General features: G+C 63.6%; 22 protein-coding genes and 1 pseudogene. 6 read left to right on the top strand and 17 right to left on the bottom strand.

Annotation, left to right across the window (positions count from 1 at the left end):
- Positions 1-82: 82 nt before the first annotated feature.
- Positions 83-715, bottom strand: coding sequence for a nucleotide exchange factor GrpE (gene grpE, locus FJ970_RS08725; protein ID WP_140756286.1), 633 nt, complete (start codon positions 713-715; stop codon positions 83-85).
- A 239-nt stretch (positions 716-954) separates the two neighbouring features.
- On the opposite strand from grpE, the gene FJ970_RS08720 reads away from it, so the two are divergent.
- Both FJ970_RS08720 and FJ970_RS08715 read left to right on the top strand, forming a co-directional pair.
- Positions 955-1164, top strand: coding sequence for a hypothetical protein (locus FJ970_RS08720; protein ID WP_140756289.1), 210 nt, complete (start codon positions 955-957; stop codon positions 1162-1164).
- A gap of 78 nt (positions 1165-1242) precedes the next feature.
- On the top strand, positions 1243-2265 hold the full coding sequence (locus FJ970_RS08715) for a fatty acid desaturase (RefSeq protein ID WP_140756292.1): 1023 nt from the start codon (positions 1243-1245) through the stop codon (positions 2263-2265).
- A 169-nt stretch (positions 2266-2434) separates the two neighbouring features.
- Here the strand turns inward: FJ970_RS08715 and FJ970_RS08710 are convergent, their stop codons facing one another.
- From FJ970_RS08710 to cysG, 6 genes are all read right to left on the bottom strand, one after another.
- Complete coding sequence (locus FJ970_RS08710) at positions 2435-3055, bottom strand: DJ-1/PfpI family protein (protein WP_140756294.1); 621 nt, start codon at positions 3053-3055, stop codon at positions 2435-2437.
- 244 nt (positions 3056-3299) lie between these two features.
- The gene (locus FJ970_RS08705; RefSeq protein WP_140756296.1) at positions 3300-3833 is read right to left on the bottom strand and encodes a DUF934 domain-containing protein; all 534 of its coding nucleotides are present in this window, start codon (positions 3831-3833) and stop codon (positions 3300-3302) included.
- 170 nt (positions 3834-4003) lie between these two features.
- Positions 4004-4768 (bottom strand): phosphoadenylyl-sulfate reductase, encoded by a 765-nt coding sequence (locus tag FJ970_RS08700; RefSeq protein WP_140756298.1) that lies wholly within the window; start codon positions 4766-4768, stop codon positions 4004-4006.
- Positions 4743-6413: a nitrite/sulfite reductase gene (locus FJ970_RS08695; RefSeq protein WP_140756300.1), complete on the bottom strand. Its 1671-nt coding sequence runs from the start codon at positions 6411-6413 to the stop codon at positions 4743-4745. Before FJ970_RS08695 ends, FJ970_RS08700 begins: the two co-directional genes overlap by 26 nt.
- A gap of 35 nt (positions 6414-6448) precedes the next feature.
- Entirely contained in the window at positions 6449-6742 is a 294-nt protein-coding gene (locus tag FJ970_RS08690) for a DUF2849 domain-containing protein (protein WP_140756302.1), read from the bottom strand.
- The gene (gene cysG, locus FJ970_RS08685; protein ID WP_140756304.1) at positions 6739-8187 is read right to left on the bottom strand and encodes a siroheme synthase CysG; all 1449 of its coding nucleotides are present in this window, start codon (positions 8185-8187) and stop codon (positions 6739-6741) included. Before cysG ends, FJ970_RS08690 begins: the two co-directional genes overlap by 4 nt.
- 382 nt (positions 8188-8569) lie before the next feature.
- Here cysG and FJ970_RS08680 point away from each other — a divergent pair, with 382 nt between their 5' ends.
- Together FJ970_RS08680 and FJ970_RS08675 are read left to right on the top strand one after the other, a co-directional pair.
- On the top strand, positions 8570-9019 hold the full coding sequence (locus FJ970_RS08680; protein WP_140756306.1) for a host attachment protein: 450 nt from the start codon (positions 8570-8572) through the stop codon (positions 9017-9019).
- 102 nt (positions 9020-9121) lie between these two features.
- Positions 9122-9346 (top strand): annotated as a pseudogene (locus FJ970_RS08675) (NAD-binding protein); the annotation flags it as partial.
- Between the two features lie 25 nt (positions 9347-9371).
- Here FJ970_RS08675 and FJ970_RS08670 read toward each other — a convergent pair.
- On the bottom strand, positions 9372-10181 hold the full coding sequence (locus tag FJ970_RS08670) for an AraC family transcriptional regulator (RefSeq protein ID WP_140756308.1): 810 nt from the start codon (positions 10179-10181) through the stop codon (positions 9372-9374).
- A 96-nt stretch (positions 10182-10277) separates the two neighbouring features.
- Between FJ970_RS08670 and FJ970_RS08665 the strand changes: the two genes are divergently transcribed.
- Entirely contained in the window at positions 10278-11198 is a 921-nt protein-coding gene (locus FJ970_RS08665) for a zinc-binding dehydrogenase (protein WP_140756310.1), read from the top strand.
- Positions 11199-11225: 27 nt separating this feature from the next.
- On the opposite strand, the gene FJ970_RS08660 is transcribed toward FJ970_RS08665, so the two are convergent.
- The 3 genes from FJ970_RS08660 to FJ970_RS08650 form a co-directional block, all read right to left on the bottom strand.
- On the bottom strand, positions 11226-11978 hold the full coding sequence (locus FJ970_RS08660; RefSeq protein WP_140756313.1) for an SDR family NAD(P)-dependent oxidoreductase: 753 nt from the start codon (positions 11976-11978) through the stop codon (positions 11226-11228).
- 78 nt (positions 11979-12056) lie between these two features.
- Positions 12057-14330, bottom strand: a complete 2274-nt coding sequence (locus FJ970_RS08655; RefSeq protein WP_140756316.1) for a transglycosylase domain-containing protein — start codon at positions 14328-14330, stop codon at positions 12057-12059.
- A 116-nt stretch (positions 14331-14446) separates the two neighbouring features.
- Complete coding sequence (locus FJ970_RS08650; protein WP_140756318.1) at positions 14447-14698, bottom strand: hypothetical protein; 252 nt, start codon at positions 14696-14698, stop codon at positions 14447-14449.
- A 91-nt stretch (positions 14699-14789) separates the two neighbouring features.
- On the opposite strand from FJ970_RS08650, the gene FJ970_RS08645 reads away from it, so the two are divergent.
- On the top strand, positions 14790-15329 hold the full coding sequence (locus FJ970_RS08645; RefSeq protein ID WP_140756320.1) for an inorganic diphosphatase: 540 nt from the start codon (positions 14790-14792) through the stop codon (positions 15327-15329).
- Positions 15330-15371: 42 nt separating this feature from the next.
- Here FJ970_RS08645 and FJ970_RS08640 read toward each other — a convergent pair whose 3' ends face one another.
- From FJ970_RS08640 to FJ970_RS08615, 6 genes are all read right to left on the bottom strand, one after another.
- Positions 15372-16382 carry a lactonase family protein gene (locus FJ970_RS08640; RefSeq protein WP_140756322.1) on the bottom strand — a complete coding sequence of 337 codons (1011 nt, stop codon included), beginning with the start codon at positions 16380-16382 and terminating at the stop codon, positions 15372-15374.
- Positions 16383-16548: 166 nt separating this feature from the next.
- Positions 16549-16695 carry a hypothetical protein gene (locus FJ970_RS08635; protein ID WP_140756325.1) on the bottom strand — a complete coding sequence of 49 codons (147 nt, stop codon included), beginning with the start codon at positions 16693-16695 and terminating at the stop codon, positions 16549-16551.
- A 25-nt stretch (positions 16696-16720) separates the two neighbouring features.
- Complete coding sequence (locus FJ970_RS08630; RefSeq protein WP_140756328.1) at positions 16721-16975, bottom strand: GlsB/YeaQ/YmgE family stress response membrane protein; 255 nt, start codon at positions 16973-16975, stop codon at positions 16721-16723.
- A gap of 109 nt (positions 16976-17084) precedes the next feature.
- Complete coding sequence (locus FJ970_RS08625) at positions 17085-17285, bottom strand: hypothetical protein (protein ID WP_140756330.1); 201 nt, start codon at positions 17283-17285, stop codon at positions 17085-17087.
- A 41-nt stretch (positions 17286-17326) separates the two neighbouring features.
- On the bottom strand, positions 17327-17947 hold the full coding sequence (locus FJ970_RS08620) for a ribonuclease D (protein ID WP_140756332.1): 621 nt from the start codon (positions 17945-17947) through the stop codon (positions 17327-17329).
- A 148-nt stretch (positions 17948-18095) separates the two neighbouring features.
- Entirely contained in the window at positions 18096-19481 is a 1386-nt protein-coding gene (locus FJ970_RS08615) for a M20/M25/M40 family metallo-hydrolase (RefSeq protein WP_140756334.1), read from the bottom strand.
- Positions 19482-19747 lie beyond the last annotated feature (266 nt).

The following is a 19747-nucleotide window of genomic DNA, read 5'->3' as shown; positions in this document are numbered from 1 at the left end:
AGTAGTGAGTAGTGAGTAGCGGAATAGCACGAAGCCGCAGCTTAGTGTCAGGCCCCTATTCACTACTCACTACTCACTATCCTCACGCATCCTTCTCGGCCTGCTCATTGACCGGCCCTGGCTCGACCGGCGCGTCGGCGGCAATTTTCGGGCCGCCCTTGGCGACGCCGACCATGGCCGGGCGCAGCACCCGCTCGCCGATCGAATAGCCCGGCTGCACGACCTGGACCACCGTGTTGGCCGGGACATCGGGATTGGGTACCTCGAACATCGCCTGGTGGAAATTGGGATCGAACTTCTCGCCTTCCGGAGCGAGTTTCTTGACCCCATGCCGTTCCAGCGCCGACAGCATGGCACGCTCGGTCAGATCGACGCCTTCGATCAGTGCCTTGAAGCCAGCATCCCCCGACGCCTTGGCCTCGGCGGGAATGGCATCCAGCGCGCGGCGCAGATTGTCCGACACCGACAGCATGTCGCGGGCGAAATTCGCCACCGCATAAGTGCGCGCATCATGCACATCGCGCGCGGTGCGGCGGCGCAGGTTCTCCATCTCGGCCGCTACGCGCAGCGCGCGGTCCTTCAGCTCTTCATTTTCCTTCAGCAGCCGCACAAGCGCTTCATAGTCGCCGTCGATGCCGCCTTCCGTACGCTCGGTATTTGCCTCGGCCGCCTCGGCTTCACTGGGCGCGCGTTCGTCTTTTGCCTGGTCGCTCATCGCCGTTTCCCGTCATCTCGAATGGTGTGGATTTGTGCCCGATATCGAGGTTCGCAGGCCAAAAATCAAGGGGAAAGCGACCGCAAGGACCTTTTGACAGGACCTGGAAGGCGCCAACGCCGCAGTTCGATTTTAATTCAAATTTTACCGTGCTTGCCGGCTTTGCTTGCCACAACGCCGTGATGCGGGAACCATTCCGTCGCTGGAGGAGTTTCGGAACCGACGCAGGATTTGAACCCATGACCCGCAACAAGCTCGAAAAAACAGAAAGGCTCGCTGCGGAGGTTCGGCGCCAGATCGGCGCCGAGGCGATGAAGCGCTTTCTGCGCACCTTGCCAGCCTTCCGCACCGAAGCCGACATCCCGGACCGCTTCGGGCAATTGCTCGATCACCTCGACCGGGTCGAGGATGGCGACGTCGGCTGGCGACGGGCAGTGAGGGTCGACTAGCCTTACGCGACAATTACGCACAGTAACTTTACGTGATCATCGTCTTGCGGTGGCGGCACACCCTGCCTATGCTTTCTGATGAACATGATTTCCCCCGAAGAGGCGGCCAAGAGCAAGCGCGCCTGGCTCAAGGTCCTGGCGCGCTACAAGAAGCCTGACAGGCGGCGCAGCGCACTCGAACTCGCCATCACCCTCATTCCTTTCGCCACGCTGTGGGCTCTGTCTTCCGCGGCCTATGCCTATGGTCATTGGTGGGGACTGATCCTCATCCTGCCCGCGGCCGGATTCCTGGTGCGGATTTTCATGATCCAGCACGATTGCGGCCATGGCTCCTTCTTTGCCAATCGCCATGCCGACGACTGGATCGGCCGCGCGCTGGGCATCCTGACGCTGACGCCCTACGACTGCTGGCGGCGTGCCCACGCCACGCATCATGCCAGCGCCGGCAATCTCGACGAGCGCGGCATGGGCGACATCAGGACGTTGACCGTCGCCGAGTACCGGCAGATGTCCTGGCGGGGTCGCCTGGCCTATCGTCTCTACCGCCATCCGCTGGTGATGTTCGGCCTGGGGCCGATCTGGCTGTTCATCTTTTCGCAAAGGCTGCCCATCGGCATGATGCGCGGCGGCTTGACGCCCTGGGTGTCGTCGATGACCACCAATCTAGGCATCGCGCTTGCCGCGGCCATCCTCATCTGGGTCATCGGTCCCGGCGCGTTCCTGATCGTCCATCTGCCGATCGTCATTCTCGCCGGTTCGGCCGGCATCTGGCTGTTCTATGTCCAGCACCAGTTCGAGGAGACCGAGTGGGCGAAGGATGAGGAATGGGAGTTCCAGCACGCCGCTCTGCACGGCTCGTCCTACTACGACCTGCCTCCGGTGCTGAACTGGCTCACCGGCAATATCGGCGTTCACCACGTCCACCACCTCTCCGCCAGGGTGCCCGGCTACCGGCTGCAGGAAGTGCTGCGGGACTATCCCGAGCTGCGCGGCATCGGCCGCATCACGCTGCTTGAGAGCCTGCGCTGCGTCAAACTGGCCTTGTGGGACGAAAGCCGCAGCAAGCTGATATCGTTCCGCGAGGCGCACGCGGCGCTGTAGCGCCTGCCTTTTCCCGGTTCGCGGGGACGAGGTGAGGCGTGGTCCGCACAGCGGACGAAAAGCCAATTGCTTGGCTTTTCGAACAACGCCCGAAGGGCCGGCGTGGAAACAGCACCAAGCTTTCCAACCTGAATTGAGAAGCGTGGACGAGCAGCCGGTTCTCAGAGCCTCAGGCCGCTTGCCGCTCGTCACGCATCAGGATCTCGCCATGGCGGATCTCGGTGCCCAGCACCTTCAGGCATTCGCGTATGAAATTGGACAGGCCCGGCCAGCCCTTGGCCGAAACGAGATTGCCGTCGACATGGGCCCCGTTCGGCGCGACGTCGATATAGATGCCGCCCGCCAGCGTGACTTCCGGCTCGCAATAGTGAAGCGCCGCCACCTCCCTGCCCCGCACCACGCCGTCGACCGCGATCAGGATCTGCACGCCATGGCAGATGGTGAAGATGGGCTTGCCTGCTTCATGGAAGTGCCGCACCAGCGCCTGCACGCGCTTGTCGATTCGGATGTATTCGGGGCCGCGCCCGCCCGCCGCGTAGACGGCATCGTACTGGGCCGGATCCACCTCGGAAAACGTCTTGTTGAGGATGTAATCGTGGCCGGGCTTTTCGCTGTAGGTCTGGTGGCCTTCGAAATCGTGCAGCGATGTCTTCAGCACATCGCCAGCCTTCTTGTCCGGGCAGACGACATGCACGGTGTGGCCGACGGCATGCATGGCCTGTTCGAAGACGAAAATCTCATATTCCTCGCTGAACTCGCCAACGAGCATCAGTATCTTCTTGCCAGCCATTTCCGGTTCCTCCCTTTTGGCAATTTATTTTCGGCCGCGAAATAACAGCATTATCCTAAAGGCGGGATCACGTGGGGAAAAGCGCAAATCGCACAATTGGTACGACCAGTTTACGCCGTCCCCGATTGAAGGGGCCTTGGGGCCCTTCATAGAAAAACGAAAATAGTCCCACTGGTTCGACCAGCAGCGCAATCAGGCGTCAGCCCTCATCATATCGATTACGGTATAGGCGTGCAGAACTGAGTCAGTTGCCGCGAACCCGGCGCCAGGAATATTTCGGGCCTTTGGGCTCCGCTATGGCGGCCGGCTGGTAGTAAAGCCCCAACCCGCCGGTACGTCCCTCTTCCAGGCGCTTCAAGAGCACTGGATTCGAGATCTCGAACTCGTCGAAGCCAAGCCGCAGCATGTGCGGCAACGGATCGACCAGAACCTGCCCGGTGGCACGCAGCGCGCCCGTGAAATGATAGCGGCCGCGCAGCAATTCGCCCTTGGAGAAAGAGCGGCCGTCGCCGAAGGCCGGAAAGGCCAGCGCCACCAGCGACAGCTGGTCGAGCAGGTCGACGATCTTCTCCAGCTGATCGCCGGGCTGCAGCAGGACGCCGAGCCGCTCCTTCGCCGAGTGGCGCACCTCCGGGTCGAGATCGAGGAACGCCTGCAACGGCAGGATGAAGCGGCCATTGCCGGAAAGCGCATCGGCGCTCTCGGCATGGGTCCACTCGTCTTCGCGAAAACCCTCTGGGGTCCAGAGCCGGGTCTCCGGTGTCGTCGGTTCAGTCATCAAAATTCCTAAAATTCGAAGAGCTCGAGGGTGTGTTGAAATTCAGGTCAGGCCGCGTCGAAAACGGCTGCTTCCGAGAACCGGAGCCGAGCGTACTTGAACTACGCGAGCAGCGGAAGCGCAGGAAACTGCCGTTTGCAGGGCCGGCCTCACCTGAATTGCAACATACCCTACAGTGATGCGTCGGTCAGCGACACTTCCAGTCCCGACAGGTGAATGCCGCACTCGGTCTTGGCGTGCCCGGCCCAGCGGCCGCTGCGCGCGTCCTCGCCCGGCTGCACCGGCTGCGTGCAGGGAAAGCAGCCGATCGACAGATAGCCGTAGGCGACCAGTGGATTTTCGCGCAGCGCATGCGCGCGCATGTAGTCGGCCTGGTCCGATGTCGTCCAGTGCGCCAGCGGATTGATGCGGATGCGCGGGCCGACCGCCTCGAACACAGGGAGTGCCGCCCGTGTCGAGGCCTGGAAGCGCTTGCGGCCTGTGAACCAGGCGCGGAAGGGTGCGATGCCACGTGCCAGCGGCTCGACCTTGCGCACGTCGCAGCAGGCGTCGGTGTTGTTCTGGTGCAGATTGCCGGTCGGGTCGATCCGTTCGAGCGCCGCTTCGTCGGGCTTGATCACCCGGATGTTGGTCAGCCCGAAATCGGCGACCAACGCGTCGCGATAGCCGAGCGTCTCCTCGAAATGCTTGCCGGTATCGAGGAAGATGACCGGCAGCGTGCGGTCGATCTTGGCGATCATGTGCAGCAGCACCGCCGAATCCGCGCCGAACGAAGACACGGCGGCGATCTCGTCGTGAAACAGTTCCTTGGCCGATCGTTCAATGATCTCGATCGGGCTGAGATGACCGTAGAGTGCGTCTAACCCCGCCGCCTTGGCGGCGATGCCGTCATCGACGTCGACGATATGGTCAAGCGGCCTTGGCTTCGCCAGCATAGAGCGCCTCCTTGAACGGCGCGGGACCGACACGGCGGTAGGCGTCGATGAATTTTTCCTGCGGGTTGAGCCGAAGGCCGAGATAGGTGTCGACGATCTGCTCGATGGCATCGGTGATTTCTTCCGAAGAGAAGCCGCGGCCGATGATCTCGCCGACCGAAGTGTTCTCGTCGGCCGAACCGCCCAGTGTCACCTGATAGAGTTCGGAGCCCTTCTTCTCGACACCGAGGATGCCGATATGGCCGACATGGTGGTGGCCGCAGGCATTGATGCAGCCCGAGATTTTCAACTTCAGCTCGCCGATCTCGCGCTGCCGCTCCAGCGAGGCGAAGCGACGCGAGATTTCCTGTGCGATCGGGATCGAGCGCGCGGTCGCCAGCGCGCAATAATCGAGGCCCGGGCACGAGATGATGTCCGAGATCAGGTTGGAATTGGCCGTCGCCAGCCCGATGTCGACCAGCGCGTCATAGACCGCCTTGAGGTCGGCGCGCGCCACATGCGGCAGGATGAGGTTCTGCTCGTGGCTGACGCGAAGTTCGTCGAAGGCATACTTCTCGGCGATGTCGGCGACCGCTTCCATCTGGCTGTCGGTCGCATCGCCCGGCACCTCGCCGATACCCTTGAGCGAGATCGTAACCGCCGCGTAGTCGGGGTGGCGGTGCGTCACCACGTTCTGGTCGAGCCAGTCCGAGAAGCCCTTGGAATCCAGCCGCGCCAGCTTGACGGCCGCATCGCCGTCCGGCCGCCCGGCCAGCGCCGGCGGGGCGAAATAGGCCTCGATGGCGCGGATGTCCGCCTCCGGCAACTTCAGCTCCGCGTCCTTCAACTCCTGCCACTCGGCCTCGACCTGGCGGGTGATTTCCTCGGCGCCGGTCTCGTGGACCAGGATCTTGATGCGCGCCTTGTACTTGTTGTCGCGGCGGCCATAGAGATTGTAAACGCGCAGGATCGCCGTGCAGTAGGACAGAAGGTCGGCCTCCGGCAGGAAGTCGCGGATCTTGCGCGCCACCATCGGCGTGCGGCCCTGGCCGCCACCGACATAGACGGCGAAGCCGAGCTCGCCGGCGGCGTTCTTTTTCAGGTGCAGGCCGATGTCGTGCGTCTGTATGGCGGCGCGGTCGCGCTCGGCTCCCGTCACCGCGATCTTGAATTTGCGCGGCAGGAAAGAGAATTCCGGATGCACCGAGGACCATTGCCGCAGGATTTCCGCATAGGGACGCGGATCGGCGACCTCGTCGGCGGCCGCCCCGGCAAAATGGTCGGCGGTGACATTGCGGATGCAATTGCCGCTGGTCTGGATGGCGTGCATCTCCACGCTGGCCAGGTCCGCCAGGATCGCTGGAATATCCGACAGCGCCGGCCAGTTGAACTGGATGTTCTGGCGCGTGGTGAAGTGGCCGTAGCCCTTGTCGTATTTGCGGGCGATGTGGCCGAGCATGCGCAGCTGCTTGCCGTTCAGCGTGCCATAGGGCACGGCGATGCGCAGCATATAGGCGTGCAGCTGCAGATAGACGCCATTCATCAGCCTGAGCGGCCGGAACTGGTCCTCGGTGATCTCGCCGGACAGCCGGCGCTCGACCTGGTCACTGAACTCGGCGACGCGGGCCTGGACAAAATCGTGGTCGAACTCATCGTAACGGTACATGCTTCGTCTTTCAGGGCGCGTCCGCCCGTGTCTGGCTAGGCTGGCCGCGCAGCCTGCTTGCCGAGATCGTTGCGGATGGTGGGACCGGCGGCGCGGATCTTCTCGCGCAGCCGCACCGGCTCGACGACGCCGTCGACGACTTCCGCATCGATCAGATTGACGTCGACCACTTCATTGTCGGCGTGGGCCTTGGCGCCGATCGCCTCCAGCCGATCCTCTGCCGCCTTGTCGTGGGCAAGGTCCGCATGGTCCACCGTTTCGGCCCAGCCGCCGTCGGCGTACCAGACGGCAATGCCGTCGCCGAGGCGATTGGCGGTCAGTATCTTCATGGCTGGACTCCCTCGGCGGCCGCTACGGGCGCACTCTCATGCCTGTGTGCCGCGAGCGGCTCGGATCGCTCGAAATTGGCACCGGCGACGGCGTCGCCGATGATGGTCATGACCGGGCCCGACAGATCGGCGCGCGCTTCCAGCGACGGCAGGTCGGCAAGCGTTCCGTGGAAGCGTCGGCGATTGGTCAGGCTGGCATTCTCGACCACGGCGACCGCCGTGTCCGGCGACAGGCCGGCCTCGATCAGCCGGCCGGCGACTTCGGCCGCGACCGAGCGGCCCATGTAGACGGCGACGGTGGCGCCGGAAATGGCGAGCTTGGCCCAGTCTGGCAACGAATTGCCCTTGAGATCGTGGCCGGTGGTGAACACCATCGAGGAGGACACACCGCGCAGCGTCAATGGCAGTTCGAAATCTGCGGCAGCGGCGAAGGCCGCGGTGACGCCCGGAACCACCTCATAGGCGATGCCGGCATCGCGAAGCGCCGCCATCTCCTCGCCGGCGCGGCCGAACACCAGCGGATCGCCCGACTTCAGCCGCACGACGCGCTTGCCCTCACGGCCAAGCTCCACCAGCAGCGCGTTGATTTCGGCCTGGCTCTTGGTATGGCAGCCCTTGCGCTTTCCCACCGGCAGGCGCTCGGCATCGCGGCGCCCCATGGCGACGACCGCCTCCGGCACCAGCGCGTCATGGACGATGACGTCGGCCTCCATCAGCAGGCGATGCGCCCGCAGCGTGAGGAGATCCTCGGCGCCGGGACCGGCGCCCACCAGGGCGATGTGGCCGCGAACGGGCGCGTCGGACAACAGCAGATCGGTGGCGGCTTCGTGCGCCTGCGAAAAATCGCCGGCCTCGATGGCGCGCGCTGGCGCTCCGCCGAAGAAGTCACTCCAGAAACGGCGGCGCACATTGCCCCTGGGCAATCTCTCGGCGGCATTGCGGAACGACGCGGCAAGCGCCGCCAGCGCGCCAAGCGACGGCGACAGCATGCGGTCTATGCGGCCGCGCAGCATCTGCGCCAGCACCGGACCCGCACCTTCGGTGCCGATGGCAATGGCGACTGGTGCGCGGTTGACCAGCGCCGGGGTGAAGAAATCGCAGAGGTCCGGCCGGTCGACGGCATTGACCGGAATGCCCAGCCGGCGCGCGTCGGCGGCTACGCGCCGATCGAGCGCCTCGTCGCCGCTGGCGGCGAACACCATCACGGCGCCTTCGAGTTGCGAGGCATCATACGCGCGGGCCACATGGTTCGCGCCGGTTTCGGCGATGAAGGTCAACAGCTCCGGCTCGGCATCGCTGGCGATGATGTGCAGAACGGCACTCGACTGGGCGATCAGCCGCGCCTTGGCCAGAGCCTCCTCGCCCCCGCCGACAATGGCCACGGCTTCGCCCTCGACCCGCATGAAGACGGGAAAGGCGTTGAGCTTGGTGGTGGCTTGCGGCATGATAATAGCAATCCGGGAACAGTTTCGCAGTTTTACGCCCAGGCAAAAAAAAGCAGAAGCAAAGCACTCGCGCATCCGGTGATGGCAGGCAATCGCTTTTTCGCAACCGCGAAGGGCAAGAGAAAAATATTCCACGCCCATGCCTTTGGCCAGGCCGGGTCGCCGAAATCGACCTTGATTTCAGGCGCTTTTAGCTGCCTGCGACCTGTCCCGCAAAACAGTTTTTTCCAATTTCTACCAATTTAGTAGATTAAAGTCGTCTGATGACGATTTCATGTTCGGCGCCCGGTCTGCACCGCTATTCGGTCCGTGGCGGGGGTTGGAACGTTGACGGGCGGAAACGCGTTCCCGGTATAGCCACCACGCAACAAGGAGCGTCCTCATGAACACGATCAAACTGAAGCATGGCATTTGGGTTCTGGTGGCCGATGGTGAAAAGGCGCTCCTGCTCAAGAACGCCGGCGACACCAAGTTTCCCAATCTTGAAGTCGTGCAGGTGATTGAACAGGAAAACCCGCCCACACGCGAACAGGGAAGCGACAGCCCCGGCCGATACAATGATGGCCCATCCATGCACCGCAGCGCGGTCGAGGATACCGACTGGCATCGCATAGGCAAGGAACGCTTCGCCGAGGAGATTGCCGCCCGGCTCTACAAACTCGCCCATGACGGCGAGTTCGACAGCCTTGTGCTTGTCGCCCCACCAGTGGTGCTCGGCGCCATGCGCAAGAAGCTGCATAAGGAGGTAGCTGACAAGGTGACGGCCGAAATCCCGAAGACCATGACCAACCACGGCATCCCCGAGATCGAGGCGCTGTTGCAGGCAGCCTGATCGCCAGCAACGGATTGGTCGTCAAGGCGAATATCATAGCCGGCTCAAGCAGATCGGCGGCGTCCCGGTCGCCGGTCCAGCATTTTGTCGCCGCGCCATCGCCTTGCCATCCCCAACGCCTTCGAGGCCGGCCAGATCGTGCTGCGGGCACGCACTGCCAATCCCAACATCAGTGTCATCGCCCGCGCCCATTCCGACGCCGAGGTCGAGCATCTGAAGGGGCTCGGCGCCGATACCGTGATCATGGGCGAACGCGAGATCGCGCGCGGCATTGTCGAAGAGGTGCTTGGCCACAAGCCGCGGGTCGCGGAACCGTCCGCTGCCTGAGCCGACGTGCCCACAGGCCGGTCAATCATGCCACGAATGCCGAACCGCCGTTTTGCGCGGCGCTGCCGAGGTATTTTGCCGGGGGCTTGCCAAGCGCCTTCTTGAACATGGTGATGAAGGCAGTAACCGAGCCATAGCCGAGATCGCCCGAGACTTGCTGCACGCTGGCACCGGACGCCAGCTCCCGAATGGCGACGATCAGGTGCAATTGCTGGCGCCAGCGCCCGAAGCTCAAGCCAGTCTCCTTGACGATGAGACGCGCCAGACTGCTTTCGCTGAGCGCGACGCGGTTGGCCCATTGTGCCAACGTACTGCGATCGGCAGGGTCTTGCGCCAGCGCCTCGGCGATCCGCCTCAAGCGCGGCTCGGATGAAATCGGCAGATGCAGCTGCTGGACAGGCATGCGCGGCAGTTCTGCAAGCAGGGTCCTGGTCAAGAGATCATCCCTTGCCTGATCGTCCAGCACGCTGTCGGACAGCTCGACGATCAGTTCGCGCAGCAGCGGCGAGATCGAAAGCGTGCAGCACCGGTCCGGCAATTCGGCGGCTCCCGGCTCGATGTAGACGAAGAATATCCGGGCATTGGCCGTCGCGATGTTGCTGTGCTCCATGGCGCCGGGGATCCATACCCCGCAATGCGGCGGCACCATCCACAAGCCGCTCGGAACGCGGCATGTGACGCCGCCTCCGAGCGCAAAGACGAGCTGGCCCTTGCGGTGCCAATGGGCGGGTACCTCCGCTCTGGTCTCGGTGACGTCGACACGCACGGCGATGGCCGGCGCCAGCACGTCATCGACATCGAAATTGGGCCATGGGTAGCGAAGAGGCTGTCTCATGATTGACTGCTTTTAGCGATTAAATGCCAGGATAGCTAAATTCTTCAAGCGGGGAGGCCGATAAAGTTCCGGCCTCCAGCAAGAAGGTCCGTAACCATGCTCGCCTTAGTCATATCTTCCGACAGCGCCACGGGATTGAGGCTCGCCGAGGTGGAAGAACCTCGGCCCCTTGAGGACGAGGCGCTCGTCTCGGTGCACGCAAGCTCGTTGAATCGGGGGGAACTGCGCCTGCTGACCATCCGCTCGAACGGCTGGATACCCGGCCAGGATATCGTTGGGATTGTCGAACGCGCGGCCGCCGATGGGTCCGGGCCGGCCGCTGGCACCCGGGTCGCGGCTCTGGTCGACCAGGCAGGCTGGGCCGAACGGGTCGCCGTTTCAACCGACCGTCTCGCCGTCCTGCCGGATGAGGTCAGCTTCGTCTCGGCAGCTACGCTTCCGGTGGCGGGCACGACGGCGCTCAGGACCTTGCGCCATGGCGGTGACCTAGCCGGCCTAAAGATCCTGATCACCGGTGCAAGCGGTGCCGTCGGTCGCTTCCAGATCCAGATCGCCCGCGAGCAAGGCGCGTCGGTGACGGCCATCGCCGCCGCCCGGCACCACGAGGAGCTGCGTGGACTGGGCGCCGATCGGATCGTCGAGTCGATCGAGTTCGCCGAGGGACCGTTTTCGCTGATCACCGAGTCGGTCGGCGGCAAGAGCCTCGCACACGCCATCGAACGCGTCGCCCCTGGCGGCACAATCGTCATGTTCGGTTCGAGCAGTGGCGAACTCACGCCGGTTGGGTTCCGTCAGTTCGTTCCGGGTCACGAAGGGGCGAGGCTTCAGACGTTCGCCTACTACGCGTCCGGTTCGGCCATCGGCGCCGATATCGCCACGCTGCTCGACCTGGCCGTCGCCGGCCGGCTGGATACCCGCATCGCCTTGACCGTGCCATGGACGGACATCGGACAGGCCCTGGACGCACTGCGCCAGCGCGGCATCAGCGGCAAGGCCGTTCTCACAATCGGCAGTTGAGCCGGCCCCAGCCTGAAGTCGACCAGTTCAAACGTGCTGGCCGCCATTGATGTGGATTTCCGAGCCCGTGACGTAGGACGCCTGACCTGAGCAGAGGAAAAAGATGATGTCGGCGACCTCCGCCGTGGTGCCCAGGCGCCGCAGTGGGATGGTCTCGACGATCTTTTCCGTGCCCGGCGATAGGATCGCGGTATCGATCTCGCCCGGCGCGATGGCGTTGACGCGGATGCCGTGCGGGCCGAAGTCATGCGCCATCTCGCGTGTCAGCGAGCCGAGCGCCGCCTTCGACGTCGCATAGGCAGTGCCGGCGAAGGGATGCACGCGGGTGCCGGCGATCGACGTCACGTTGACGATCGAGCCCTTGGCCGCCGCCAATTCCTTGAACAGGCCGCGCGCCAGCATGATCGGCGCGAAGAAATTGACCTGGAACACGTCGCGCCAGACATGCATCGGCGTGTCGATCGAGTCCATGCGGCTGTTGCCATCCCCGAGCTTGGGCGAAATGCCGGCATTGTTGACCAGCGCGTGCAACTGCCCGCCATGCGCTTCGAGCCGATGACGGATCTCGGACACCGCAATACCGACATCTTCCTGATCGGCGAGATCGACCTTGATGTGGTCCTCGGGACCGGCCGGCCACGGGCAGTCCTCGGCGAAGGCCTGGCGCGAACAGGTGATGACGCGCCAGCCCTCGCGCGAAAAGCGTTTGACCGTGGCATGGCCGATACCGCGGCTGGCGCCGGTCAGCACGATGGTCTTTCTGGTGTCGGTTTCGGTCATGTCGCGGTCTCCGGGCTGGACATGTAGCCGAACGCAGCCGGGGTGGCGAGAGGCGGATTGACGCCGCTAGCCGGTTGCTCAGCCGCCGCCAAGAATATCCAGGATCGAGGTCTGCCGCTTCTTGAGCGGACCGCCGACGCTGCCTGGCGGCACCGGATGCCCGACCGAAGCGGTGGTGCCGCCATCCGCCGGCATGTTGAAGCCATCGGCATCGACGGTCTGGGCAGGCCGCGCCGCACGGACCGGCGCTGGCGTCGCTGGTGCTGCCGCTTGCGCGGCCGGCGCTTGCTGGCCAACCGACGCCGATGGAACCGGTGCCGGCTGGTTGTTGTCTGCCGAGGGAATGTCGTCGGGTACTATCGTGTCCGCCGGCGTCGACTTCCAGGTGCCGGGCAGCGGCCGCACCGGCACGCCCTCATGCGCGGCGACCATGAATTCATGCCAGGCCTGTGCCGGCAACGCACCGCCGGTGACCTTCTTCATCGCCGTGCCGTCGTCATTGCCGAACCACACGCCGGTGGTGAGATTGGCGGTGTAGCCGACGAACCAGGCGTCGCGCGAATTCTGGCTGGTGCCGGTCTTGCCGGCCGACGGCCAGGCGAAGGCCGCCTTCTTGGCGGTGCCGATCTCGACCGTGCCGGTCATCATCGAGTTCATCATGCCGACGATCTCGGGTTTTACGACACGTGGCGCGGCGCCGCCGGCGGCGTCGTAAAGCACCTTACCCTCGGCGGTCGTGATGCGGCGGATGAAATGGATATCGGGCTTGTAACCGCCATTGGCGAAAGGCACATAGGCCGAGGTCAGTTCCAGCGGCGTCACTTCCGACGTGCCGAGCGCGATCGAGGTATTGGCCTGCAAATCGGACTGGATGCCCATGCGGTGCGCGGCTTCGACCACCGCGTTCGGCCCGACCTCCATGGTCAATTGCGCCGCAACCGAGTTCAGCGATTTGGCCAGCGCCGTCGCCAGGGTGACCTTGCCAAAGTACTTGCCGCCGTAATTGTCCGGCGTCCAGTTGCCGATCTTGATCGGCGCATCGTTGCGGATGCTATCGGGCGTGCGGCCGGCCTCGAGCGCAGCCATGTAGACGAACGGCTTAAACGCGGAGCCTGGCTGCCGGCGCGCCTCCGAGGCGCGGTCGAACTGGCTGGTCGAATAATCATAGCCGCCGACCATGGCGCGCACCGCGCCGGAATCGTCGATCGACACCAGCGCGCCCTGGGTGACGTTGAGCTTCTTGCCGCTGTCGTCGATCAGCCGGCGGATCGACTGTTCGGCGAGTTTCTGCAGGTTCAGGTCGACGGTGGAGTCGATGACGATATCGCCGCGCACGTCGCCGATCAGGTCGGGCAGTTCTTCCATGATGGTGTCGGCGACATAGTTTTCCGAGCCGGTCCAGTAGGATGGCGAGCGCGTCGCCGGCGCGCTGAGCGCCGTCTTCAGTTCCTTCTCGCTGATCTTGCCCTCCTCGCGCATCGCTGCGAGCACCAGTTGCGAGCGCTCTTCGGCGGCCTTGGGATCGCGCGCCGGCGACAGCCGCGACGGTGCCTTCAGCAGGCCAGCCAGGAGTGCGGCTTCCGACAGAGTGACGTCGCGCGCGCTCTTGCCGAAATAACGCCGCGAGGCCGCCTCGACACCATAGGCGCCGGAGCCGAAATAGACCCGGTTGAGGTACATTTCGAGGATCTGGTCCTTGGTGTGCTTGTGCTCCAGCCACAGCGCCAGCAGCACCTCCTGCACCTTGCGTTCCAGCGTGCGGTCAGGCTTCAGGAACAGGTTCTTCGCCAATTGCTGCGTCAGCGTCGAACCACCTTGCGAGAAGTGCCCGCCGATGAGGTTGGTCACCATGGCGCGCGACAGGCCGATAGGATCGACGCCGAAATGCGAATAGAAACGGCGGTCCTCGATGGCGATCACCGCCTCGGGAATATAAGGCGACATTTCGTGCAGGCCGACGGCTTCACCGCCGCTCATGCCGCGATTGGCCAGCAACTGCCCGTCGGCCGAGACGATCTTGATGTTGGGTGCACGGTCGGGGATCGACCAGGTCGTGGCCGCGGGCATCTTGGCGCCGTAGTAGATGACGACGCCCGCCACCGCGATGCCGCCCCATATGGCGAGCACGAAGCACCAGTAGACCAGCCGGCCGAGCACGCCGAACAGGCCGCGTCCGCTTCCGCCGCGCCTCCCCCGCGACGATTTCCCCTTCGATGATTTGCGTTTGGCGGAGGCTTTGCGATTGGTCGGCACGACGCGGTCCTCCTCGCTCACCGAAAGACCCGTCTGGGATCTCGCTCGTGGCGGCCCTTCGAAGCTGGGCTCGATGCGACTGTCTCTGCGGTTCGCCATGCGCTGCGCTTGATGTCCCCGGTGCCAATGGCGCTTGGGTTGAAGAGTAGATGCGGCGATTTAAGGGCGGGTTAAGCAGGCCTCCGGCCAAACCGTTGAAATCCGTTAGGAATTTGTTAATCCTCTTCTCCCGTCACCTGGTGATCCCAACGAGCGCCCTTATTGTCTTCCCTGCGTTTTTCGATCTCATAGGTCAGCCATCGGCAGAACATGCCGGCAATCGACGTCGCCGCGCCGACAAGCAGACAGGTGGTCAGCAGCGGGCTTTTGGAAGCGCTTGACCAACTGACGATGGCCAGCAGCACAACGCTCAGAGTTGAAATCAAATAACCCACGCCCTTGAGCAAGTGCAAAGAAGCCTTTGTCATCTCCTGGAACCTCCTCGGCCTGTTCCTCGGAACATTCATTGCGCCTTGGAGTTCCAATCCCGGACCAGCCGGAACGCGACAGAGGCACCTCATGCCCGACTATCTCAAGCTGCCGACGACGACGAAGGGCCTTGTCAGAGTCGTCATCGAAACCCCGCGCGGTGCAGCGGCCAAGGTAGCCTATGAGCCGGCTACCCAGGTATTCGGCTATGTCCGCCCTTTGCCGGTCGGAATGACGTACCCCTACGATTGGGGGTTTATTCCCTCCACATTGGGGGACGATGGCGATCCCCTGGATGGACTTGTCATCCATCAGGCCGCCACGGGTTCCGGCACCGTCATCAAATGCGACCTTTTGGGTGCGCTGCGGGTCAAGCAGAAGGATCAGGGCGGCGAGGCCCTGCGCAACGACCGTTACGTCTTCTGTCCTCACCGGGAAGACGCTGCGGACGAGCCGGTGGCTGCGGACCATGTGCCCGAGCGTCTCAGGCGCGAGATCGAACAGTTCTTTCTGTCGTCGGTGCTTGGGACCGGCAAAACCATCAAGTTCAAAGGCTGGCAGGATGCCGATGAGGCGCACAGGGCAATCAAGAAGGGGATGAAGGCCTTTGCTGCCAGGTCGCGGAAGTAGGCATGGCCACTTTCTGGTGCCTTGTTCCGCTCGATCAGGCGCTTAAGGATGCGCCACGCCTGGCTCGATCCCCGACATTGTCTTTCCGACAATCGACGCCAGCGGATAGAAGGCCAGCGCCTGCTCCTCGCAGGTGACCGCAACGACACTGTTCGAACGGTCGATGTCGAGACCCTTCGGGCCGCCTTCCTCGACACTGGCCCTGCCCCGCAGAAAGGTCTCCTCGTCGAGCACGCCGACCGAACGCACAGGGCCGCGTCGCCCGGTCCAGCCGTCGCCGCATTCATAGACATGCACCGCCGGGCTGCCGGCATCGGCCACGAGGACTTGCCGGTCATCCCTGGTGAAGCGCAGGCCATGTGGAAAGCCGGCATCTTGCAGGATGCCGACAGGCTCGCTCTTCGGCCCAAGCGATGAGGACATCCGGTAAAGCTTCACGTCCCTCGTGCCATGGCTGCTGACGGCAATCCATTTGCCGTCATGGCTGATTGCGATCCCGTCGGGTATGTCGAGGCCGTTCCTGAGCAATGGCTGGTTCCTGACTGTCCGATGGCCCGGCCAGCGGATAGCCACGTGCCGGGTGACCAGATGCGTGTAGTTGTTGCAGACCAGCAGGCTGACGCGGCCGCCGGACTCGCGCCGGACGACGACCGAGCCCGGTGTCCTGAGTTTGCAGAAAGGCTTGCCGTCGATCCGCCGAAGCGCGGTGATCTCCCGATGCTGGCCCGCCATGCTTTCCATGGGCAGGGCAAATATCGCAAGCTGCCCATCGCGGTTGGCAACCACCAGGGTCTTGTCATCGATGAAATCGAGGCCATGGACCTCGCCTATGCCGTCCGATCTCAGTTCCATGAAATCATGGATGGTGACGTCAGGACCATCAGGCCGCATCTCGACATCGATACGCAGGAGCAGGCAGCGTTTGCGCGCGAAGGCCGCGATCGCCAGCAGCCGGTTGTCGGGCGAAAAGCGCAGATCCTCGGTGCGTCCCATAGCCGAAAGCGCTGCCCGAACGGCTTGGCTGGCCCTGAATGCGACGGGAGGTATCGTCATGCAACCCCCACCGAGCTCGGGCATTGGAAGATCCGTCTTGCAGACCTCGACCACGGACGAACCCCCGCACAGCCCCTGGATTTCGGGCCGACCTTGCCCTCGCGCTTGTCGATCAAAGGCTGCCCGCCATCCGGAGAATCAAACGACATGCCAGTCGGGCGTAGGCTCAGTTCTGCTGGATCGAAATGCCCTTGTCGTCGATTTTGAGTTCGACGCCTTTCGGCCTGGTCTGCTCGCGATAGACGTAGACGCCCAGCGCGATGACCACGACGATGAGCCCGCCAATGATGAGATAGAGCGTGTTCTGCTTCATGGCGCGCCTTTTGCCGTGCCGAGCCTCAGGCTCGTTTCAGGACCTTGACCAGCACCAAAAGGATGATGGCGCCGATCGTTGCGTGGATGATGGAGGCGATGATGCCGCCGCCGATGGAGAAGCCGATCCGCGGGAACAGCCAGCCGGCGATGAACGCGCCGACGATGCCGACGATAATGTTGCCGATCAGCCCGAAGCCGAAACCCGAAACGATAAGACCGGCGAGCCAGCCGGCGATGGCACCAATGATGATGAAGACGAGAAGGCTTTCGGCACCCATAGCAGTTTCCCCCGAGCAAGAGCGCGTGCGGAGCGGAAGGGTCCGAATCGGCCCCGATATCAACGGCTTCAGCCTATGCGAAAGCCCCCAGCCTCGCCAGCGGGCGCGCTCACTGGTCGTCGTCGCCGGCGGTGGGCCGCCAGCTGGTCGGCTCGACCTTCTTTTGCGTGTGGCTGTCGGTGTAGACCCACCAGCCGCCGTCGCGGTATTGCGCTATGGATTCATTGAGGACGCCATCACTGTCCTTCCAGGTGACGGTGACCTTGGAGCCGTCGGTCGGCGCGGTCGATATCGGCTTTCTGTCCGCCATCTCATCCCCTTCTTCCAGCCGGTTGATCGCCACGAGGGCCATCAGCTGTGAGCGAAGATATCCTCTTCGTCCCAGCCCATCAGGTCAAGCTTGGCCCGTGTCGGCAGGAAGCGGAAACAGGCGTCCGCCTCCTTGGTGCGCCCCTCGCGCGCCAGCCGCCCGGCCAGCACGTCGCGCAACCGATGCAGATAGAGCACGTCCGAGGCCGCATATTCGAGCTGCTCGGGCGACAGCGTTTCGGCCGCCCAATCCGACGATTGCTGCGCCTTGGACAGGCCGACGCCGAGAAGCTCGAAGCAGATGTCCTTCAGCCCATGCCGGTCGGTGTAGGTGCGCGTCAGCCGTGAGGCGATCTTGGTGCAGAACACCGGCTCGGACATTACGCCAAACGCGTTGTAGAGCACGGCGAGATCGAAGCGACCGTAGTGGAACAGCTTGGTGATGGTGCGGTTCCTCAACAGGCTGACAAGGTTCGGCGCCTTCTTCTGGCCCGGCGCGATCTGGATGACATCGGCGCTGCCGTCGCCAGGCGAAATCTGCACCACGCAGAGCCGGTCACGGTGTGGGTTGAGGCCGAGCGTTTCCGTATCGATGGCCACTGCCGCGACATCGTAGCGGGAGAGGTCAGGCAGATCGTTTTTATGGAAGCGGATATCGCTCATCGTCTTCTCCGGGTCGCGGCCTTCGGCGTCGCGCATCCATCGAAGAAGCGCACACGCGCTCCGACACATTGCGCTGTCGACCCGTCCTCGCCGTGATCGGCGGAAAAATCAACAGAAAGTTGTTTTCCGCCGTCCAGGGTTGTCCGCCTTACCGTGTCAGCGCGTCCAGAATGCGCGCCCAGGAGCGCTGGCCCTTGTGGAAGGAGCTGAGCTCGTATTTCTCGTTGGGCGAGTGGATGCGGTCGTCGTCGAGGCCGAAGCCGACCAGCAGCGATTCCATGCCGAGATACGTCTGGAAGTCGCCCACCACCGGAATGGAGCCGCCGCTGCCGGTCGTCACCGCGGGCTTTGGCCATTCGTCCGAAAGCGCGGTCTTGGCCTTGGCCAGGAACGGCGAGTCGTAGGAAAGCTGGATTGCCGGTGAACCGCCATGAGCATGGAATTCGACCGAGCAATCGGCCGGGATGCGCTCCTTGACGAATTTCTGGAAAGCTGCGCGGATCTTCTTCGGATCCTGCTTGTGGACGAGGCGGAAAGACACCTTTGCCGAGGCTTCCGCCGCGATCACCGTCTTGAAACCTTTGCCGGTGTAGCCGCCGATGATGCCGTTGAATTCGGCGGTCGGCCGCGCCCAAGTCAATTCCAGCACCGAGCGGCCTTTTTCGCCCGATGGGATCGACAGTCCGACAGGTCCGAGGAAGGTTTCGGCCGTCTCGCCCAGCGTCTCCCATGATTTCAGCACCTGCGATGGCGTTTCCTCGACACCGTCATAGAAGCCCGGGATGGTGATATGACCGTCCTTGTCGTGAATGTCGGCAAGCACCTTGGCCAGGATGCGGATCGGGTTGGCGGCAGCGCCGCCATAGAGGCCCGAATGCAGGTCGCGATCGGCGGCCTTCACCGTGATCTCCTCGCCGACCAGGCCGCGCAGCCCGACGCAGATCGACGGCGTGTCGCGGTCCCACATGCTGGTATCGCAGACCAGCGCGAAGTCGGCCTTGAGCTCCTCGGCATTGGCCTCGAGGAACGGCTTCAGCGAGGGCGAGCCGGATTCCTCCTCGCCTTCGAACAGGATGGTGACCCGGCATGGCAGACCGCCATGCACCTGTTTCCAGGCACGGCATGCCTCGACGAAGGTCATCAGCTGACCCTTGTCGTCGGCCGAGCCGCGCCCGGTGATGATCCTGCGACCAGCTTCGACCTCCTTGATCGCGGGGGCGAAGGGGTCGTTTTCCCACAGTTCGATCGGATCGACCGGCTGAACGTCATAGTGGCCGTAGAACAGCACATGCGGCGCGCCGGCCGGCCCGTCGTGATGCGCAACCACCATCGGGTGTCCAGGCGTGTCGCGCACGCTGGCGTCGAAGCCGATCAGCTTGAGTTCCGCCATCAGCCATTCCGCCGCTTTGCGGCAATCGGCGACATAGGCTGGATCGGTGGAGATCGACTTGATCCCGAGCAGGCCGAAGAGCCGTTCGAGGCTCTGGTCGAGGTTCTGGTCGAGACGGTCGAGGACGGGGGAAACTGCGGACATTTGCATAGCCTTTCGATTCAGTGCCGGAACCGTAAAGGCAGAGCGGCGAAACGAAAAGCCGGGACGATTGGACCACGGCCCAGGACGGTCGCCGCAGACAAAAAAAGCCGCCGTGGTGGAGGGGGAACCACGGCGGCCTTTTACTCGAAACGATGCGGCAGCCCGGAGAGGGGGGATAGGCTGCCGCAGGTGTCCGGTATAGGCGGGGGACGGGCCTTGCTCCGGACTTCGGCGAAAATTGCCGATGAGCGGTATTTGGGTCTCTG

This window comes from Mesorhizobium sp. B2-1-8, assembly GCF_006442545.2.
In the GTDB taxonomy this organism is placed as follows: Bacteria; Pseudomonadota; Alphaproteobacteria; order Rhizobiales; family Rhizobiaceae; genus Mesorhizobium.
This window is presented reverse-complemented; position numbering and strand designations above follow the sequence as displayed.

Coding starts and splice junctions, on each gene's coding strand:
- grpE (WP_140756286.1), bottom strand. CDS start 715: ATGAGCGACCAGGCAAAAGACGAACGCGCGCCCAGTGAAGCCGAGGCG.
- FJ970_RS08720 (WP_140756289.1), top strand. CDS start 955: ATGACCCGCAACAAGCTCGAAAAAACAGAAAGGCTCGCTGCGGAGGTT.
- FJ970_RS08715 (WP_140756292.1), top strand. CDS start 1,243: ATGAACATGATTTCCCCCGAAGAGGCGGCCAAGAGCAAGCGCGCCTGG.
- FJ970_RS08710 (WP_140756294.1), bottom strand. CDS start 3,055: ATGGCTGGCAAGAAGATACTGATGCTCGTTGGCGAGTTCAGCGAGGAA.
- FJ970_RS08705 (WP_140756296.1), bottom strand. CDS start 3,833: ATGACTGAACCGACGACACCGGAGACCCGGCTCTGGACCCCAGAGGGT.
- FJ970_RS08700 (WP_140756298.1), bottom strand. CDS start 4,768: ATGCTGGCGAAGCCAAGGCCGCTTGACCATATCGTCGACGTCGATGAC.
- FJ970_RS08695 (WP_140756300.1), bottom strand. CDS start 6,413: ATGTACCGTTACGATGAGTTCGACCACGATTTTGTCCAGGCCCGCGTC.
- FJ970_RS08690 (WP_140756302.1), bottom strand. CDS start 6,742: ATGAAGATACTGACCGCCAATCGCCTCGGCGACGGCATTGCCGTCTGG.
- cysG (WP_140756304.1), bottom strand. CDS start 8,187: ATGCCGCAAGCCACCACCAAGCTCAACGCCTTTCCCGTCTTCATGCGG.
- FJ970_RS08680 (WP_140756306.1), top strand. CDS start 8,570: ATGAACACGATCAAACTGAAGCATGGCATTTGGGTTCTGGTGGCCGAT.
- FJ970_RS08670 (WP_140756308.1), bottom strand. CDS start 10,181: ATGAGACAGCCTCTTCGCTACCCATGGCCCAATTTCGATGTCGATGAC.
- FJ970_RS08665 (WP_140756310.1), top strand. CDS start 10,278: ATGCTCGCCTTAGTCATATCTTCCGACAGCGCCACGGGATTGAGGCTC.
- FJ970_RS08660 (WP_140756313.1), bottom strand. CDS start 11,978: ATGACCGAAACCGACACCAGAAAGACCATCGTGCTGACCGGCGCCAGC.
- FJ970_RS08655 (WP_140756316.1), bottom strand. CDS start 14,330: ATGGCGAACCGCAGAGACAGTCGCATCGAGCCCAGCTTCGAAGGGCCG.
- FJ970_RS08650 (WP_140756318.1), bottom strand. CDS start 14,698: ATGACAAAGGCTTCTTTGCACTTGCTCAAGGGCGTGGGTTATTTGATT.
- FJ970_RS08645 (WP_140756320.1), top strand. CDS start 14,790: ATGCCCGACTATCTCAAGCTGCCGACGACGACGAAGGGCCTTGTCAGA.
- FJ970_RS08640 (WP_140756322.1), bottom strand. CDS start 16,382: ATGACGATACCTCCCGTCGCATTCAGGGCCAGCCAAGCCGTTCGGGCA.
- FJ970_RS08635 (WP_140756325.1), bottom strand. CDS start 16,695: ATGAAGCAGAACACGCTCTATCTCATCATTGGCGGGCTCATCGTCGTG.
- FJ970_RS08630 (WP_140756328.1), bottom strand. CDS start 16,975: ATGGGTGCCGAAAGCCTTCTCGTCTTCATCATCATTGGTGCCATCGCC.
- FJ970_RS08625 (WP_140756330.1), bottom strand. CDS start 17,285: ATGGCGGACAGAAAGCCGATATCGACCGCGCCGACCGACGGCTCCAAG.
- FJ970_RS08620 (WP_140756332.1), bottom strand. CDS start 17,947: ATGAGCGATATCCGCTTCCATAAAAACGATCTGCCTGACCTCTCCCGC.
- FJ970_RS08615 (WP_140756334.1), bottom strand. CDS start 19,481: ATGTCCGCAGTTTCCCCCGTCCTCGACCGTCTCGACCAGAACCTCGAC.